The 14,764-nt window shown below is 62.0% G+C and carries 20 protein-coding genes; 16 read left to right on the forward strand and 4 right to left on the reverse strand.

Features of this window, described 5'->3' with window-relative positions:
• Positions 1–3: 3 nt before the first annotated feature.
• Positions 4–897 (reverse strand): LysR family transcriptional regulator, encoded by an 894-nt coding sequence (locus tag ACSOSP_RS24515; protein ID WP_455313491.1) that lies wholly within the window; start codon positions 895–897, stop codon positions 4–6.
• Between the two features lie 133 nt (positions 898–1,030).
• On the opposite strand from ACSOSP_RS24515, the gene ACSOSP_RS24520 reads away from it, so the two are divergent.
• Both ACSOSP_RS24520 and ACSOSP_RS24525 read left to right on the forward strand, forming a co-directional pair.
• Complete coding sequence (locus tag ACSOSP_RS24520) at positions 1,031–1,882, forward strand: oxidoreductase (protein ID WP_455313492.1); 852 nt, start codon at positions 1,031–1,033, stop codon at positions 1,880–1,882.
• Positions 1,883–2,049: 167 nt separating this feature from the next.
• Positions 2,050–2,499: an ester cyclase gene (locus tag ACSOSP_RS24525; protein ID WP_455313493.1), complete on the forward strand. Its 450-nt coding sequence runs from the start codon at positions 2,050–2,052 to the stop codon at positions 2,497–2,499.
• 110 nt (positions 2,500–2,609) lie between these two features.
• Here the strand turns inward: ACSOSP_RS24525 and ACSOSP_RS24530 are convergent, their stop codons facing one another.
• The 3 genes from ACSOSP_RS24530 to ACSOSP_RS24540 form a co-directional block, all read right to left on the reverse strand.
• Positions 2,610–3,221, reverse strand: a complete 612-nt coding sequence (locus ACSOSP_RS24530; protein ID WP_455313494.1) for a hypothetical protein — start codon at positions 3,219–3,221, stop codon at positions 2,610–2,612.
• Positions 3,222–3,318: 97 nt separating this feature from the next.
• Positions 3,319–3,690 (reverse strand): hypothetical protein, encoded by a 372-nt coding sequence (locus ACSOSP_RS24535; protein ID WP_455313495.1) that lies wholly within the window; start codon positions 3,688–3,690, stop codon positions 3,319–3,321.
• A 131-nt stretch (positions 3,691–3,821) separates the two neighbouring features.
• On the reverse strand, positions 3,822–4,142 hold the full coding sequence (locus tag ACSOSP_RS24540; RefSeq protein WP_455313496.1) for a ribbon-helix-helix domain-containing protein: 321 nt from the start codon (positions 4,140–4,142) through the stop codon (positions 3,822–3,824).
• A 433-nt stretch (positions 4,143–4,575) separates the two neighbouring features.
• Between ACSOSP_RS24540 and sctC the strand changes: the two genes are divergently transcribed.
• The 14 genes from sctC to ACSOSP_RS24610 are packed head-to-tail and all read left to right on the forward strand — an operon-like array spanning position 4,576 to position 14,764.
• Positions 4,576–6,627: a type III secretion system outer membrane ring subunit SctC gene (gene sctC, locus ACSOSP_RS24545; protein ID WP_455313497.1), complete on the forward strand. Its 2,052-nt coding sequence runs from the start codon at positions 4,576–4,578 to the stop codon at positions 6,625–6,627.
• Positions 6,617–7,714 carry an FHA domain-containing protein gene (locus ACSOSP_RS24550; protein ID WP_455313498.1) on the forward strand — a complete coding sequence of 366 codons (1,098 nt, stop codon included), beginning with the start codon at positions 6,617–6,619 and terminating at the stop codon, positions 7,712–7,714. Before sctC ends, ACSOSP_RS24550 begins: the two co-directional genes overlap by 11 nt.
• On the forward strand, positions 7,692–7,946 hold the full coding sequence (locus ACSOSP_RS24555; protein WP_455313499.1) for a hypothetical protein: 255 nt from the start codon (positions 7,692–7,694) through the stop codon (positions 7,944–7,946). Before ACSOSP_RS24550 ends, ACSOSP_RS24555 begins: the two co-directional genes overlap by 23 nt.
• Before the next feature lie 17 nt (positions 7,947–7,963).
• Positions 7,964–8,290: a hypothetical protein gene (locus tag ACSOSP_RS24560; protein WP_455313500.1), complete on the forward strand. Its 327-nt coding sequence runs from the start codon at positions 7,964–7,966 to the stop codon at positions 8,288–8,290.
• Positions 8,291–8,345: 55 nt separating this feature from the next.
• On the forward strand, positions 8,346–8,795 hold the full coding sequence (locus tag ACSOSP_RS24565) for a tetratricopeptide repeat protein (RefSeq protein ID WP_455313663.1): 450 nt from the start codon (positions 8,346–8,348) through the stop codon (positions 8,793–8,795).
• Position 8,796: 1 nt separating this feature from the next.
• Entirely contained in the window at positions 8,797–9,120 is a 324-nt protein-coding gene (locus ACSOSP_RS24570) for an acyl carrier protein (protein ID WP_455313501.1), read from the forward strand.
• Complete coding sequence (sctJ, locus tag ACSOSP_RS24575) at positions 9,120–10,055, forward strand: type III secretion system inner membrane ring lipoprotein SctJ (RefSeq protein WP_455313502.1); 936 nt, start codon at positions 9,120–9,122, stop codon at positions 10,053–10,055. Before ACSOSP_RS24570 ends, sctJ begins: the two co-directional genes overlap by 1 nt.
• Positions 10,052–10,627 (forward strand): hypothetical protein, encoded by a 576-nt coding sequence (locus tag ACSOSP_RS24580; RefSeq protein ID WP_455313503.1) that lies wholly within the window; start codon positions 10,052–10,054, stop codon positions 10,625–10,627. Before sctJ ends, ACSOSP_RS24580 begins: the two co-directional genes overlap by 4 nt.
• Positions 10,621–11,421 (forward strand): FliH/SctL family protein, encoded by an 801-nt coding sequence (locus ACSOSP_RS24585; protein ID WP_455313504.1) that lies wholly within the window; start codon positions 10,621–10,623, stop codon positions 11,419–11,421. Before ACSOSP_RS24580 ends, ACSOSP_RS24585 begins: the two co-directional genes overlap by 7 nt.
• Positions 11,418–12,389 carry a FliM/FliN family flagellar motor switch protein gene (locus ACSOSP_RS24590; RefSeq protein WP_455313505.1) on the forward strand — a complete coding sequence of 324 codons (972 nt, stop codon included), beginning with the start codon at positions 11,418–11,420 and terminating at the stop codon, positions 12,387–12,389. The genes ACSOSP_RS24585 and ACSOSP_RS24590 overlap by 4 nt, the downstream gene beginning before the upstream one ends.
• Complete coding sequence (sctR, locus tag ACSOSP_RS24595; protein WP_455313506.1) at positions 12,386–13,030, forward strand: type III secretion system export apparatus subunit SctR; 645 nt, start codon at positions 12,386–12,388, stop codon at positions 13,028–13,030. Before ACSOSP_RS24590 ends, sctR begins: the two co-directional genes overlap by 4 nt.
• Positions 13,027–13,302, forward strand: a complete 276-nt coding sequence (gene sctS, locus ACSOSP_RS24600) for a type III secretion system export apparatus subunit SctS (RefSeq protein ID WP_455313507.1) — start codon at positions 13,027–13,029, stop codon at positions 13,300–13,302. The genes sctR and sctS overlap by 4 nt, the downstream gene beginning before the upstream one ends.
• A gap of 2 nt (positions 13,303–13,304) precedes the next feature.
• A complete protein-coding gene (locus tag ACSOSP_RS24605) occupies positions 13,305–14,027 on the forward strand; it encodes an EscT/YscT/HrcT family type III secretion system export apparatus protein (protein WP_455313508.1) in 723 nt (240 codons plus the stop codon).
• Positions 14,024–14,764 (forward strand): EscU/YscU/HrcU family type III secretion system export apparatus switch protein, encoded by a 741-nt coding sequence (locus ACSOSP_RS24610; protein ID WP_455313509.1) that lies wholly within the window; start codon positions 14,024–14,026, stop codon positions 14,762–14,764. Before ACSOSP_RS24605 ends, ACSOSP_RS24610 begins: the two co-directional genes overlap by 4 nt.

A 14,764-nucleotide genomic window follows, 5' to 3' on the forward strand; every position in this document is an offset into this window, starting at 1 on the left:
AGCTTAGCGCTCAGGCTTCAACGCATCGATCAATGCCCTGAGCTTTGCCTGCGATTGCGTGCGGACAGGGAAATACAAATACAGGCCGTCGCCGGGAGGGGTAAAGGGCAGCAACACTTGTTCGAGTTCACCCGCCGCCAGCTCACGCCCGGCTTCGAAATCTGCGACGTACGCAAGCCCAAGCCCCATGCGTGCAAAGCTGATCAAGGATCTTCGATCATTAACCGTCAAGCGGCTGTCGACGTCGATCATGACTTTGCCGCCGTCGACCAGAAAATCCCATCGGTGGATGACGCCCGATTTCACGAAGCGATACTGAATGCCTTCGTGATTCATCAAGTCTTGCGGTGTCTTGGGACGTCCCGCCCTGGCGAAATACGCGGGGCTGCCGACCACCGACCAGACGGCGTCCGGCGTGAGGCGCAAAGCCACCATGTCTTTCGCGAGGGCTTCGCCCAGGCGGATGCCGGCATCGAAGCCGCTTTCCACGAGATCCACGAAGCCTTCATCGAGCGTCAGGTCCAGATGCACGTCGGGATGCGCCACGCGAAACTGTTCGATCATCGGCTCGATCAGCAGCGTGCAGGCGGAACGGGTCATCGTGATGCGTAGCGTGCCGGAGGCATTGTCGCGAAAGCTGTTGAGCGCCTCAAACGCACCGTCGATGTCTTCAACGGCCGGACGCAAGCGCTCGAATAGCGAGACCCCTGCCTCGGTCAACGCGACTTTCCGGGTGGTGCGCTGAAACAGCGACACGCCGTGACGCCGCTCCAGCAGCCGGATCGATTTACTGACTGCCGTGGGCGAAACCTGCAGGCGAGAGGCCGCGGTTGTAAAGCTCTTATGCTCGGCCACCGCAAGGAACATGGCCACGCCGTCCAGGAGATCCTTGTCCATGCATCGCTCCATTATGAACTTGCAGTTCAAAGCGAATGTACCTCGATACGCTTTTTCAAGCTGAATCGGATGCGTAGGATTTGCGTCATGGCAACCGGATTCCCGGTCGCCGAATCGACCGGAGAGCTTCGAAATGACCGAGCAAACAGGCTTCAGGCGCGTCTGGATGATCACTGGCGCATCGCGTGGAATGGGCGCCGAGATTACCGCTGCGGCGCTCGCTCAAGGTGACGCCGTGGTTGCCACGGCCCGGAAATCGAGCGCAGTAACCGACGCGCTTGGTTCGCAGCCGGGCCTGTTGGCTGTCGATCTGGATGTCACCAGCGAGGCCGCGGCTCATCAAGCCGTCAAGCTGGCGGTGGAGCGTTTCGGCCGCATCGACGTGCTTGTCAACAACGCCGGTTATGGCTTGGCGGGGGCAGTCGAAGAGACCAGTGCCGACGAGGTCCGTAGTATTTTCGACACCAACGTGATGGGTCTGCTGAATGTCACACGCGCCGTGCTGCCGCAAATGCGCAGCCAGAGATCGGGGCATGTGATCAACATGTCGTCGCTGGGCGGGTATCGGGTGGGTGCGGGTTTCGGCGTGTACGGCTCGACCAAGTTCGCCGTGGAAGGGCTTTCCGAAGCGCTTCACGCAGAACTTTCGCCGCTCGGCGTTCATGTCACGGTCGTCGAGCCAGGTTATTTCCGAACCGACTTTCTCGACTCATCGTCTGCGATGGAAGCTAAGGACGTGATCGCGGATTATGCCGAAACCGCCGGCAAGGTGCGGGCGTCAGCGAGCGCATTCAACGGTCGGCAACCCGGAGACCCCAAGAGGCTCGCGCAAGCGCTGCTGACGTTGGTGTCGGCCGCGAATCCGCCGTTGCGGCTTCAGTTAGGCACGGACGCGCTGACGCGGGTTCGTGAGAAGCATGCCTTTGTCGAGCAGGAGCTGCAGACCTGGGAGACGTTGTCGCGTTCGACGGACTTTCCTGCGTGAGTAAAGCGTTCTGTTGCGTGCTCAGATGCTGTCTGCCAAGTGGCTTATCATTGCTAAAACCCTGTCCTGTGCGAATGTGCAGATGCGATACGGCATAAGGAAGCGGGGCCGACTGCTTGCCTATGCGCGTCTCATGAACGCCTCATGAGCGCCGATAAGGACCGACCATGACTGCATCGAACGACACCGGGCACGCCGCCACGAACGAGGTCATCACGCGCTTTTATCGCGCCATCGAGCTTGCGGATATAGCGCTCCTGCGCACGGCCGTCACACCTGACTGGCAGTATCTGCCAAGCGCATCGGGACAGGCGATCGGCGCGGAGCAGATCGCGCCCATGCTTGCGGATCTATTGCACGCATTGCCCGATATGAAAATCACGCTGCTCAATGTCCTGATCCACGATGCGATGGTCGGCGTGCGTGCAAAGGTGACGGGCACGCAGTCGGGACCGCTCATGGGCATTCCAGCGACATCCAAGGTGGTCGAGTTCGCGATTCATTCCTTCCATGAATTCCGCGATGACCGCGTCGCCAAGACGTGGCACCTCGAGGACTGGCTGGGCTTGTTCCGGCAAATTGGCGAGTTGCCGCCCGGCCTGAACGGTCCCGCTTAGGAAATCAGGCAACTGCCACGGGCTCGTTACGTCAGACTCCATTTGAGAGTCAGGTGTTTCCCGCGGGGTGACCGCATATGTTGGTAAAAGCGCACATGCCGGCTACTGTGTCAGCTGGCTCGTGCACCGTTGTAGAGGTCGTAAGGTGTGCCGCACGCGGGGTCGGCGCGGGCGAAATGCGCGATGATGCGAGGCTGGCCAGGACCCTTTGCAGCTCGGCTCCGCAAGGCGCGCAGGCCCGTCAGACGCAGCGGAGTGCCGGGTGGCACGACGACATGATCGGCGAGCAGGGCTGTCGACAGATTCTTCTGCGGGACCGATTCGTCAAAGATCGAGAATAGCCGGTACGCACTGTCGTGCGCTTGCGCTTGCACAGCGTTAATCGCCCACGCGGCGGCGTTGCCCGGCAGGATAAAGGCGCACTGCACGCCGAGGTCGACAAAATACCGGCTTCGGCTGCGTTGTAGCGCGGCGAGCCCGTCGCAAGAGATCCGCGACACGCGGTACGAGGTGCCCACGTAATCCTTCATCAATTGCAATTCGTCGAGGAAACGCTGCACGATCGCGTCCGGCGGTACGGCGCTGCGCAGCATTTCGCAGACGTGGCGATGGCCGCCGTCGACAAAACCAGTAATGGCCGTGTGCGACTCCGCATTGGAGCGTCGTACGAGTCTGTCGATTCGCTGGAGATCGACACGGCCAAGCACGGGGGAATTATTCATTGCATCCTGAGGGAGCGTGATTCGAAACGGGGCGGCATGCCGGATGCCGCCCCGAGACCGGCCGAGGTTGCGCGACGGCCGGATGTTCAGGGCTTCGTCAAGCGGCGTCCTTACCCGACGTACCCGAGGTACCTGCTTTGCCCACCATCGACGTGATCATGTCGACAATTGGCGAAACCAGCTGCGTCGCGGCGGAGATAGCCGTTTTGATGAAATCCATGATCTGGCTCATCGCTTCTCCCGACTTGTCGCTACCGCCTCCGCCCTTCGCTGCGCTACTGTCACCGCTACCGTCCGCGGCTGCATTGCCAGCGTTTTGATGTGATGTCGCCGAGGTCGATTGCGTATTGCCGGTATTACCGGCGGTGTCAGGCGAGAACGTGCGCACCGAGCTCAAGTGGACATCGGTCCGCACGCTGCTTTGCGCCGGCGCGGGCGTGCTGCCGATGCTGTTGATTGCATTTGTCATTAACAGATCCTTGATATTAAAAATTTAAACTGACCGGTTGCGCTTCGCACAGTAATTGCGCGTCGTGCTCTGCATTCGCAGCAATGCATAAGAAAAATGGCTATTTTTATTCCGGTGAACCTCCTTGCAGGTTATTGAAGCGAATTGACTGGCGCATCTGGGTCGAGGGTCTTCATATCAATCAGATGCCGTTGTTCGATTATTTGGGTGACACAGATGATTCTGATAAATCCGGTAAAATTGCAGACGGTTTCTTGCGTCATATCAATATCGATAGCCCATTTCGAGATTAGCTTGCCAACTGTTAGAGACTCCCTGCGTGCAATTTCTTCGATGATCCGCCAGTAAATCTCCTCGAGCCGCAGACATGTTGCGAATCCGTTGATCCTAATGGAGCGTAGCCTTGGTTTTGCAAGTTGAGGACTGAAGTTGCAGTACTGTGTCATTCTCATGTCGCTGCGTCTCTAGGAGCTGGCGGGCCTGAAATCCATAGGTGCAAATCCTCTATTAGAGACTCAAAGTCTATTAATGCCCAGTATGAGTTCGATAAAATCGGAGAATTGCGGCTCGGATCGAATGGTTCATTTGTCATGATCGAACTAATAGGGTTGGCGGTTCGTCAATCCTCTCTCAGCGTTAACCCGGCAGGGTCGTACAGATATACGACTTGCGATCATGTGTAACTCCACTTTATTTTTAAGATAAGCATTCATCTAAATGAATTCGATGCGCGGACAGACGTCGTGCTTTGAGAGTGCTTTGAATCAACGGCGACGCGGCGCATTTGATCTTCGGCGAGTGGCATACATGTGTATGACCAGAGGGCGTTGAAACGGCATTAAATTTCTGGCTAACGTAGTCAATAATCGCAGCCAGGGATTTTCAATGTTAAAGATGTGGCCCACTGATTCGATCATCGAGAAGGGACGCCGGGTTTCGCTCCTGCCGCAGTGCGCGATCGGGGCCGCCGTGCGCCACTTCGTGGGGCTGCTCGGCGTAGCCTGTCCCGTCTTGCTGATGGCAGCGGCCGACGCCGCGACCCCCGTTTGGCAAGGCGCTCCGATTCACTACGCAGTGAACGGCGCGCCACTACCCGATGTGTTGCGCGACATGCTCGCCGTCGAAGGCCTGAGCGCTGACATCGGCCGCGACGTAAAAGGAGCGGTCAACGGCCGCTTCGACGACACGCCGGGCAACGTCTTCATCCAGCTAGTGGAGGCTTACGGCCTTGTCTGGTATTTCGACGGCAAGGCGATGCATGTCGCGACGGCTTCGGACGTGCGCAGCCGGGTCATCCCGTTTGCGCCAATGACCCGCGAGGCGGTCGCGTCGTTGCTTCGAAACCTGGATCTCGACGACCCCCGCCTGCCGATCAAATACTCGGCGAGCACGGTCAAGGTTGCGGGTCCATCGAAATTCGTCGAGGCAGTGGCGGAGGCGATCGACAAGGCGCAGCGCCAGACTACGGTCGAGCCGTCATTCGATGAGACCGTCATCCGCGTTTTCCCGCTGCGCTACGCACAGGCGCAGGACGTACGCTACACGGTCGGGGCGCAGGAGCAGACCGTGCTCGGCATTGCGTCACTCCTGCGCCGGTTGATGTCGGACACCTGGCAGCCTACTGCGCCGCGCACAGCGCGCACGCCCGGCGATGCGCGCGGCGGCCCGCCGCCGCTGCCAGGCCTGCTTGGCTTTGGTCTTGGCAGCGTATCGTCCGAAGGCGGGGGTGCGCGAACGTCACTGCCTGACTCTGACACCGCGCAGCCCGCTGCGACGCCGGCGCGCCGCAACATCGTCGCGGACCAGCGCACCAACGCGGTGGTGATCAGCGACATCGTGTCGATGATGCCGAACTACGAGCGCGCGATCGCGATGCTCGACCAGCCGCAGGAATTGGTCGAGATCGACGCGGTCGTGATCGACGTGTCGTCGAACGCGGCGCGCTCGCTCGGGGTACGGTGGGGCGGCGCCAATGGCCGGATCAACGGCGCCGTGGGAACCTCGAGCGCGCCGCTGAGCTTCGGCGCCGCTGACTTGATGACGCCGGCTAGCGCGATGGCCGGACTGAATCTCGCGACGCTGGTCGGTAATTCGGCGCAGTACCTGTTCTCACAGATCCAGGCGTTGGAAGAGGCCGGTAAGGCACGGGTTCTGTCGCGCCCGCAAGTGCTCACGCTAAACAACACGGAAGCGGCCCTGACTTCGCGCAGCTCGGTGTACGTGCGCGTGGCGGGCAACCAGGCCGTCGACCTCTTCAACATCGACACAGGGCTGACGCTGAAAGTGACGCCGAGCATTGAATCGAGCGGCGAGCCGCGCCGCAATATACGGCTCAGCATTCAGATCGAAGACGGCGCATTCAACACGCTGATGACGGTGGATGGCATTCCTAAAGTGGACAATCATTCAGTCGTCACTCAGGCGATCGTGCGCGATGGCGAGAGTCTGCTGATAGGCGGTTATCAATACGAGCGCAGCGAGAGCACCACATCGAAGGTGCCGGTGCTTGGCGACGTGCCGTTTCTTGGCGCGCTTTTCCGCGATACCCGGACCACGCACGATCGTCTTGAGCGATTGATCCTGATCACGCCGCGCCTCAAACGCATGTCGGTCGATGGAGCGCCGAACGTGGCGCCAGCCGTCGCGGGAACGACGACGGGCGCCGAAAGTCCGGGTCCTGCGGCCATCCCGGAGCAAAGGGCTGTTGTGGCGACTCTGCTGCGGGCGCCGGTACGGATGTCTCCCGGTGTCGCGGCAGGTTCTGCGGAACCGGTTCATACGAGGGTCGCTGTCGCGTCCAGCGTCGAGGTTGGGCCGCGGACTCTGGAGCAGGTCGCTGCGGGAAACATGCCGCAATCATCGTCGCCGGCGCTTTCGTCATCGCCAGTTTTGCCGCTGGCGCGCACGATGCCGTGGGAGAAGCGCTATGACCGCTGATGCCCTGATTGTCGTCATGGACGGCGTGCATACCGGCGCGAGCGTAGTGGTGCCGGCCGGCCGGCAGTTGCGCATAGGCAGCGGCGCCGATGCCGACCTGATGGTGATCGACCAGGGCGTCGAACCACTGCATGCCACCGTTGAATTGCGAGGTACGGCGCTCGCACTGGTCCCTCACCGTGCGAAGGTTGCGGTGTTCGGCCGGCCCGTGCCGCCGGGGCGGCGCGTGACGCTTGCGCACGGTGCGCGGTTTTCAGTAGGTGTCGTGACATTTCAGTTCAGTGGCCGCCATGCGCCGGGCGCGACGATGACGCGTAACGCCGAGCGCGACTATCTGCTACGCCATGCGCCGCTTGTGTTTCTCGCCAGACGCTGGTCGGATGCGTCGCCCGTGACAAAAGCAGTAGTCCTCGGATCGCCGTTCGTGTTCGTGCTGCTGACGTGGATCGTGTCAAATCAATGGTCCGGCGTACCACGCGCGATGCGTCCCAACGAAGCGTTCCGTCTGGTGACGACACATATTGACTCGAAGTCCGGTGCGCTCATCTACGAAGGCTACGTACAGTCGGCTGCCGATCTGTCAGCGCTGACCGCTAGCGCGTGGTCGCAGAAGCGCTCGCCGGTAATGCATGTGATCGTGCTTGCGCAGTTGCAGGAGCAGGTTGGCGAATTTCTCGCGCGCTACTACCGTGGCGCCACGCTGAGCTCCACGCAGCCTGGTACGTTCACTGCGATGCTGCCCGAAGCCCAGGGGTTTCTGTCGCCCGAATCGTGGGACTACGCGCGCGTCGTCCGCCTGGCGCGCGCCGAGATCGGAGGTTTGGGCGGCCTCACTTTTCCCGGTCACGCGCAGGACGGCGAACGGGTGCGTGTGCCGCTCGAAGCGCTTGGCATGAATCTGCTCGCCAGCCCTCACGCGGTGTGGCTTACGGATGCGCAGGGCGTGCGCTACTTCCCGGGTGCACGACTGTCCATCGGGCGGGTGACGCGAATATCGACCTGTTCCGCGTATGTCGTGCGCGACGATGATGGTTCGGAATACGAATTTTTTATGGATACTGCCCATGCCCCCAGAAAATGCCGGTAAAAGCACGCTTGGCGCGTGCGCCCATTTACCCCTTGAGGATCAACTTGCCGACGGCTGCGGCGGCCGCGAGATGATCGCAGCACGGCTGACGGCCGAGATTGACCGCATGTGCGCCGCGCTGGTGACAGCGGCGCCGGCTGTGAACAATGAACTGGCTCTCCTTGTCGAGTGTTTGCGAGCGGCTCGGCAGGTGGTTGAACGAAGCGCAAGCTTCAAAAACGCTCGGGATTAAATTTAGGAATCCAAAAAATGAGTGATGTAAACACGACGATGTCTCCGAATTCGGGCGGCGGCGGTCTCAGCAGCGGTGGTGGTGGCACTTCGGTGGTTGGCGACACGGGAGGTGTGTCGGCACAGAAGGTTGTCGAAGTGCTGGCGAAGATTCTTGAGAAGCAGAACAAGGACTTCGACAACAAATTGAAGCAGGCCGAAGTCGCGGACGACAAGCAGCAGAACGTCGCAATGCTGAAGGTCCAGCAGGCGATGGGCTCGGTCAACACGACCCAAAGCGCCGCAACGTCCTGTATTCAGGGCTTGACCGACGCGCAGAAGGAAACGGCGCGCGCCTCCAAGTAACGTTTTTTTAACCAGGACAAAGACGCCATGGCGGCGTCTTTGGGAGCAATTGCAGATGCAGGACGACACACTGGAACTACTGATTTCAATCGGCCACTACGCTCGCATCCACCGACGCTTCGACGAGGCGCGCTACTTGTTCGATCGACTGGTCTTGCTGTATCCGCGGCGGGCCTTTCCGTACCTCGGGAAGGGGCTTGTCGAACTCGATCGTGCGAACTACCGCGGCGCGTCGCTGCTGTTCAGCATAGCGATCGAAGTTGTGCCGGACAGCGCGCTGGCACGCGCCTGGCTCGGCGTGTGCCAGATTTTCGAAGGCCACTACGAGCTCGGCGCGCGCACGCTGACGGCGGTGGGAGACAGCGACGAACCTGCCGCAAATTCGATGGCGGCGGCATTTCTGAATCTGCCTGAATGCGCACCTTATACCCGCGCCGCTCGCGCCACGCCCTCTGCGGCTCCTTTTTCAACCATAGAACGACTGACTAATCTAGGCAGGCATTGATATGTTGCAACCCCCGGTCACCACCATGCCGACGCAAGCCGGCCCATTGTCCCCCGCGGCTCCAGCCGCGAGCGTGTCCGGCGACGGTACGGGCGACAGCGCTTCGCTGGTCGAGCGTCTGCTGACGCACGCGCAGAACGCGCAGGATGCGTCGGCGCAGCAACTGTCGCAGCACCTCGATCAACTCGACTCTGGCCGCGTCTCGACGTCAGACATGCTGCGTCTCCAGGCTGACATGGGCGCCTTCGCCGTGAAGGTGCAGATGACGGTGCGCGTGGCCGACGAGATCGGCCGCGCAATCCAGACGCTGACCCAACGAAGCTGATGCGCCGCACTCTGATCCTGCTGCCGGTCCTGCTTTTCCTCGTCGGCTGCAGAACCTCGCTTTTTGAAGGCCTGGACGAGGACCAGGCGAACCGCATCATCGCCGCGCTGAGCCATCACGGCATCACCGGCTATAAGGAGCGCAACGCGGACCGGACCTGGAACATCTCGGTCGACGACACCGATGCGGTGATCGCGACCGAGCTGGCCAGCGCGTACGCACTGCCGCGCGGCGGCCACGCGAATCTGGGCGACCTGTTCAGCCGCCAGGGGCTGATATCGAGCCCGGGGGAAGACCGTGTGCGCTACGTGTATGGGCTGTCGCAGGAACTGTCCGAAACGCTCGAAAAGATCGATGGCGTCCTGCTCGCCCGCGTGCACATCGTGTTGCCCGAAAAGGATCCGATGGATCCCGCGCAGGACACGCTGCCGTCGGCGTCCGTGATGATGCGCTACCGCAGCGACTACAACCTCGAACTGATGCGTGACCGGATTCGCGCGCTAGTGGCCGGCAGTGTGGAAGGGCTGACGCCCGAGCACGTGTCGCTGACCTTGCTGGCGGTGACGCCGGTGCTGAGCTTCCCGGGCGATTGCGCGGAGGGCGAAGTCGCCGGCGCCGCGAGTGCCGCAGGCGCGGTCGAGGCGACGGCCTGTGGGCGCGATAGCGGCAAGGCTTCGTTACGCGCGACGGCCATGCTGTACCTGTCGGCCGTGCTCGTGCTGCTGGTGGCCGGCTTCATGTGGTTCTGGCATTCGGCAGCGCGCACGTGGTTCAAGCGGAAGGAGCGCGGCGCCGGCGCCGGGGTAACACCTGAAGCTTCCGGGCAGTCTGCGCACCAAGGGCCACCTGATGCGCGTGACGCGAACACACCCGACACTGCGCACGCCGGAGCCGGTCCGTCGCAATCCACAACCCGTATTGGAGACGACGAATGAAGCACGCTTATACCTGCGCGCCTGCCCACTGGGCACATCACAGCTGGCTGGAAGCCGGGCAGAAAATTCGTCACGAGCGTGCCGCGCGCGCCGCCCATGTTTTTCTGTTTCGCCGCTATCCGCAACTCGTCCAGGTGGTGCTTGCCGACGTGCCGGCAGTCCTGCCGCTCTGGCCGCGGCCGGCTAGCGCACGCTTGTGCCGGATCGTTGCCGCGCTCGCATTCGCCCGTTCGCTGCGCCGTGTGGTCGCCGCAAGAGCGCGTGCGGCGCTAGCGGTGAGCGTCGCGCCGCATCTGCTTGTGGCGATTCAACGGCACCCGCGTGCCGACGCGGCTGACCTGAACGTCGAGCCGCAACCATCGCTATCCAGCCGGCGTGACATGACGGCCCTCGGGCTGGCGCTTGCAATGCACGCGGCGGCGGACCCCCGCTATGCATTCTGGTGGAGCCTTCGCCTGCCGCGTGACATAGCTGAAGCCGCGACTCACTTCCGCGTGGACGGATTGTCGCCGCGCGATGCGCGGGAGCTGGTCGCCGACGCGCGGCGTTTGATGGAGGCGCGCTCATGCTGATCTGTCGAATGGGTGCGTGGCGAATCGAGTCGGACGGGCATTTGAGCGCGCACGAACTGGCATCGCTCGAAGGCCTTCGTGCCGTCGAAGCAGATCGCGCAGCCGAAGCGGCGCGAGAGCGCGCTGACTTCGCCATGCGGGTGCGTGAACTCAAACGTCGCGCGTGGCGTCACGGTCACTCGTCCGGTAAGGCCGCTGCGTTGCGTGAACAGGTCGGACGCGCGGTTGCCACGGCCTTCGCCGCGCATCGCTTGCAGGACCGGTTGGCTCAGATCGTTCTGAGCGCGGTGAGCGATATTGTCGGCGGACTGCCGCCGTCGGCTGCGTTGACCAACCAGTTGCGCCGCGCAGTTGCCGTGTCGCAGTCGCAACGACTGGTATCGGTTCGCGTTCCCGCGGCGGTATTCAACGAAGCCGCACAACTGATCGCAGCGATCGAGCAGGAACTCGGAGCGCCGTTTTGCACCGTATTGGCCGATGCGGGATTGCCTGCTCATTCGTGCGTCATCGAAACCGAGGCCGGCGTGATTGATGGCGGCCTGAAGGCACAACTGCGGGCGTTGGAGCACGGCATCCGGGATGGCGTTGCGCAAGTGCTGCGTACCTACGACCTGGCTGACAGTTCGGGGCGCACGACGCTCGAGAGCATCGAGAATGGCGTGCGGCAGACGCTCGCCGTGCTGGCCGCACCACAGGCGCCTCCGCTCCCGCCGCCGCGGCCCACCGATCCGCAGCCGCCTACGCCAATGCCGTCCCGCGTCTTTGCGCGCCGGTTCATGCGGGAGGCGGCATGACGATCTGGCCAAACATGGAAACCCTCGCCGAGGCTGACGCCGAACGCAATAACCTGGCGATCCGGCACTTCGGCCAGCCACGGGCGGTGGGCGTCGGCACGCGCCGCTTCATGCTGGAGTTCGAACCGTGCCGCGAGCGCTATCCATTGCTGCTGTCCGGCACGGCAGCGCAAGCGCCGTTTAGCGCAGCGTGTGACGCCGGTGCGCTGCTGCCGGAACTTGCGCCGTCGGTCGTCGCCGAGCGGGGTGACGCAGCCCTGATGCATGTTGTTGATGCGCTGAGCGACTGGTTGTGCGCGCTCGAAGGGCTGTTCGGCTTCACGATCGAAGTCACCGCTGTCGCTTTCGATGCATTCACGCAGCCGGGCGCATACGGCATTGCCGTCACGCATGCCGCGAGCGCTCGTGCCGCTCATTTCTCGTTTTTCAGTCCCGCGGTCGACGCCTGGCTGCAGCGCCACATACCGGCGCCGCTGTCGAGCGACGCGTTGCTGCGTCGCCTGTACGTGCGGATGCCAATCTGCATGCCCGGCCCGTCGATGTCGCTCGCGCGTTTGCGCAAGATCGCGGTGGGCGATGCCCTGCTGCTCGACCGTCATTCGTGTTGCCTGCGCGTGCCCTTGAAGTTGGGCGCGTGCCGGATTTTGTTGAAGTTCACTGAGGAGCATACCTTGATAGACCATGTACTGAACGATCAAACCCCGCCCGCTGAATTGACCAGCGAGTTGTTGCCTATCGACTCGCTGACGTTCGCGTTCGACGCGATGCTCGCCACGGTGTCGTTGTCAGTCGCTGAACTGGCCCATCTGCGCCACGGATCGATCGTCGCGTTCCGGCTGCCCGCGCGTGAGCGAACCGTCACGCTGCTGTGCCAGGGCATTCCGTTTGCGCGTGGCGAGCTGATCGACATAGAAGGTTCGTTAGGCGTGCGCGTGACGCGGCTAACCCATGAGGATCTGCCGGCATGACACCCCAACTCGATCAGCTGCAAACCGTCGGCATGTTCTTCATGCTGGGTCTGCTGCCGCTTGCGGTCGTGATGACGACTTCATTCACGAAGTTCAGCATTGTGCTCACGCTGCTGCGCTCGGCGCTCGGCGTGCAGCAGGCGCCGAGCAACCTGGTGATCTCGGGGATCGCGCTCGCGGCGACTCTGGTCGTGATGTCGCCTACCGTCACGAAGATCGAAGCCGCGCTGCCGGCGGGCGACAGCGGCGAAGTGGCGATGCCGCGTCCTACTGAACTGTGGCAGGCGGTGCGCGGTCCGCTCGGCGAATTCATGCTGAAGCATTCGCGGCCCGACGAGCGGAAGTTTCTCGTCGGCGCCGCGAAGCGGATCGATCCCGGACACGACGCCCGCGAGACTGATCTCCAACTGCTGATTCCGGCGTTTCTGATCAGTGAAATATCGAGCGGGTTCGAGGCGGGCTTCCTGCTCTATATCGCGTTTCTGGTGGTGGATCTGGTCGTCGCCAACGTGCTGACCGCGATGGGCATGATGATGCTCTCGCCAAGCACGGTTTCGATTCCATTGAAGCTTTTCATCTTCGTGTCCGTGTCAGGCATCTCGAAGCTGATGCACGGGCTAATCGTCAGCTATGCAAAATGAACAGCGTCCCGTCCCTTTCCACGTTGTCCAGCGACGCACTCATGCTGGTGTTCTGGTTGTCGCTGCCGGCGCTCGCTGTGGCGACCCTCGTCGGTTTGCTGATCGGGCTGTTGCAGTCGGTCACGCAGATCCAGGATCAGAGCCTGCCTTACGGCGCAAAGATTATCTGCGTCGGTGCGGTGCTGATGGTTACCGGACCATGGGCAAGCCGCGAGGTCATGCGCTTTCTCGCTCATGTGTTCACCTTCATTGCTGCAGGGCGACTGCATTGAACATGAACTACACCGACTATCTCCAGGGTTTTGCGTTCTGTGCGATCAGGCCCGCAGTGGCGTTGTTCCTGATACCGTTTGGCCAGAGTGGTTCACTCGGTATCCTGCTGCGCCTGCCAATGCTGATTGCGTTGGCCATGCTGCCTCAACAGACCGGCTGGCCGGCGCCACTGCTACCGGCCATCTGTGTCGAAGCGGTGACCGGTATTGCGCTTGGCCTGCTGCTCGGCACGATCTTTCATGCGGCCGGCGCGGCGGGCGCAATACTCGACCAGCAGGGCGGCTACTCCAGCGCGTCGATTTACGATCCGCACTTCCAGCACGAGGCGGCGCTATTCGAAACGATGTTTTCTCAATTTGCGGCGCTGACGCTCTTTACGGGACCAGGCCTGCCGCTTCTGTTTGGCTTTTTCACGGATGCGTGGGTGTTATGGCCGCCGGGCCGTTTGCACATCGATCTGAGCGACTTGTTCCGGGACATTGCGTTGCGTGAGCTGCCCGGCGCGCTGACTGAAGGCGTACGGCTCGCCAGTCCGTTGCTCGGTCTCGCGCTGCTGATCGATATGGCCTTCGGGTTGATGTCGCGGCACGCAAGGCGGCTCAATCCGTTTGCCACAGCACGCACCGTCAAGGCAATGATCCTGTCGTTTGCCGCGATGCTCAGCGTACCGCCGCTTTTTGCCCAGTTGCGAATCGCATTCGATCAAGTGATCCATCTGCGATGAGTGACAAGACTGAAGCCCCGACCGCAAAGCGGATCCGCCGCGCGCGCAAGGACGGCGAGATCTCGAAGAGCACGCATCTGACGGTCGCGTTCAGCGGCCTGTGCTGGTGGCTGTATCTGTTCATCGAGGCCCCGCGGCTGTATGCGTTGGGCACGAGGCTGATGGCGCATATGACGGCACTCGACGCCACCGTTGCATTCGGCGATCGGCTTGCGTCGACGTTCGCCGCGCTGAGCGCGTTCATGCCGGCAATCCTGACTCCACTCGGCATCGGCGCGCTCGCAGTCCTGGTGCCGGAATTGATGCAGACGCGCGGCCTGCTCGCGTGGAAGCGCGTGACACCCGACTTGAAGCGGTTGAACCCGGTCAACGGGCTCAAGCAGATGTTCAGCCTGCGCTTGCTGTGGGACATCGTGCTCACGCTGCTCCAGTTCACGATCCTGCTATTTCTGTTCGCGCAGGCGCTCGCCGCATGGCTGCGGCAGCTGGCTCCTATCTGGGTCTTCTCGTTGCCGGTTCACCTTGGCTACACGGCGATGTCGCACTCGCATCTGCTGGCCTGGATGGCGGCATCGCAGATCGTGCCGGCTGCCGCCGATTATTTCATTCAGCGCTTTCTGTGGCTGCGCGGTTTGCGCATGGACAAGAGCGAAATCAAACGGGAATTCCGCGACGACGAAGGCGACCCCTACGTAAAGAACCGTCGCCGCGCGCTTCATCGGGAGCTTGGCCAATAA

This window comes from Caballeronia sp. KNU42, assembly GCF_053760385.1.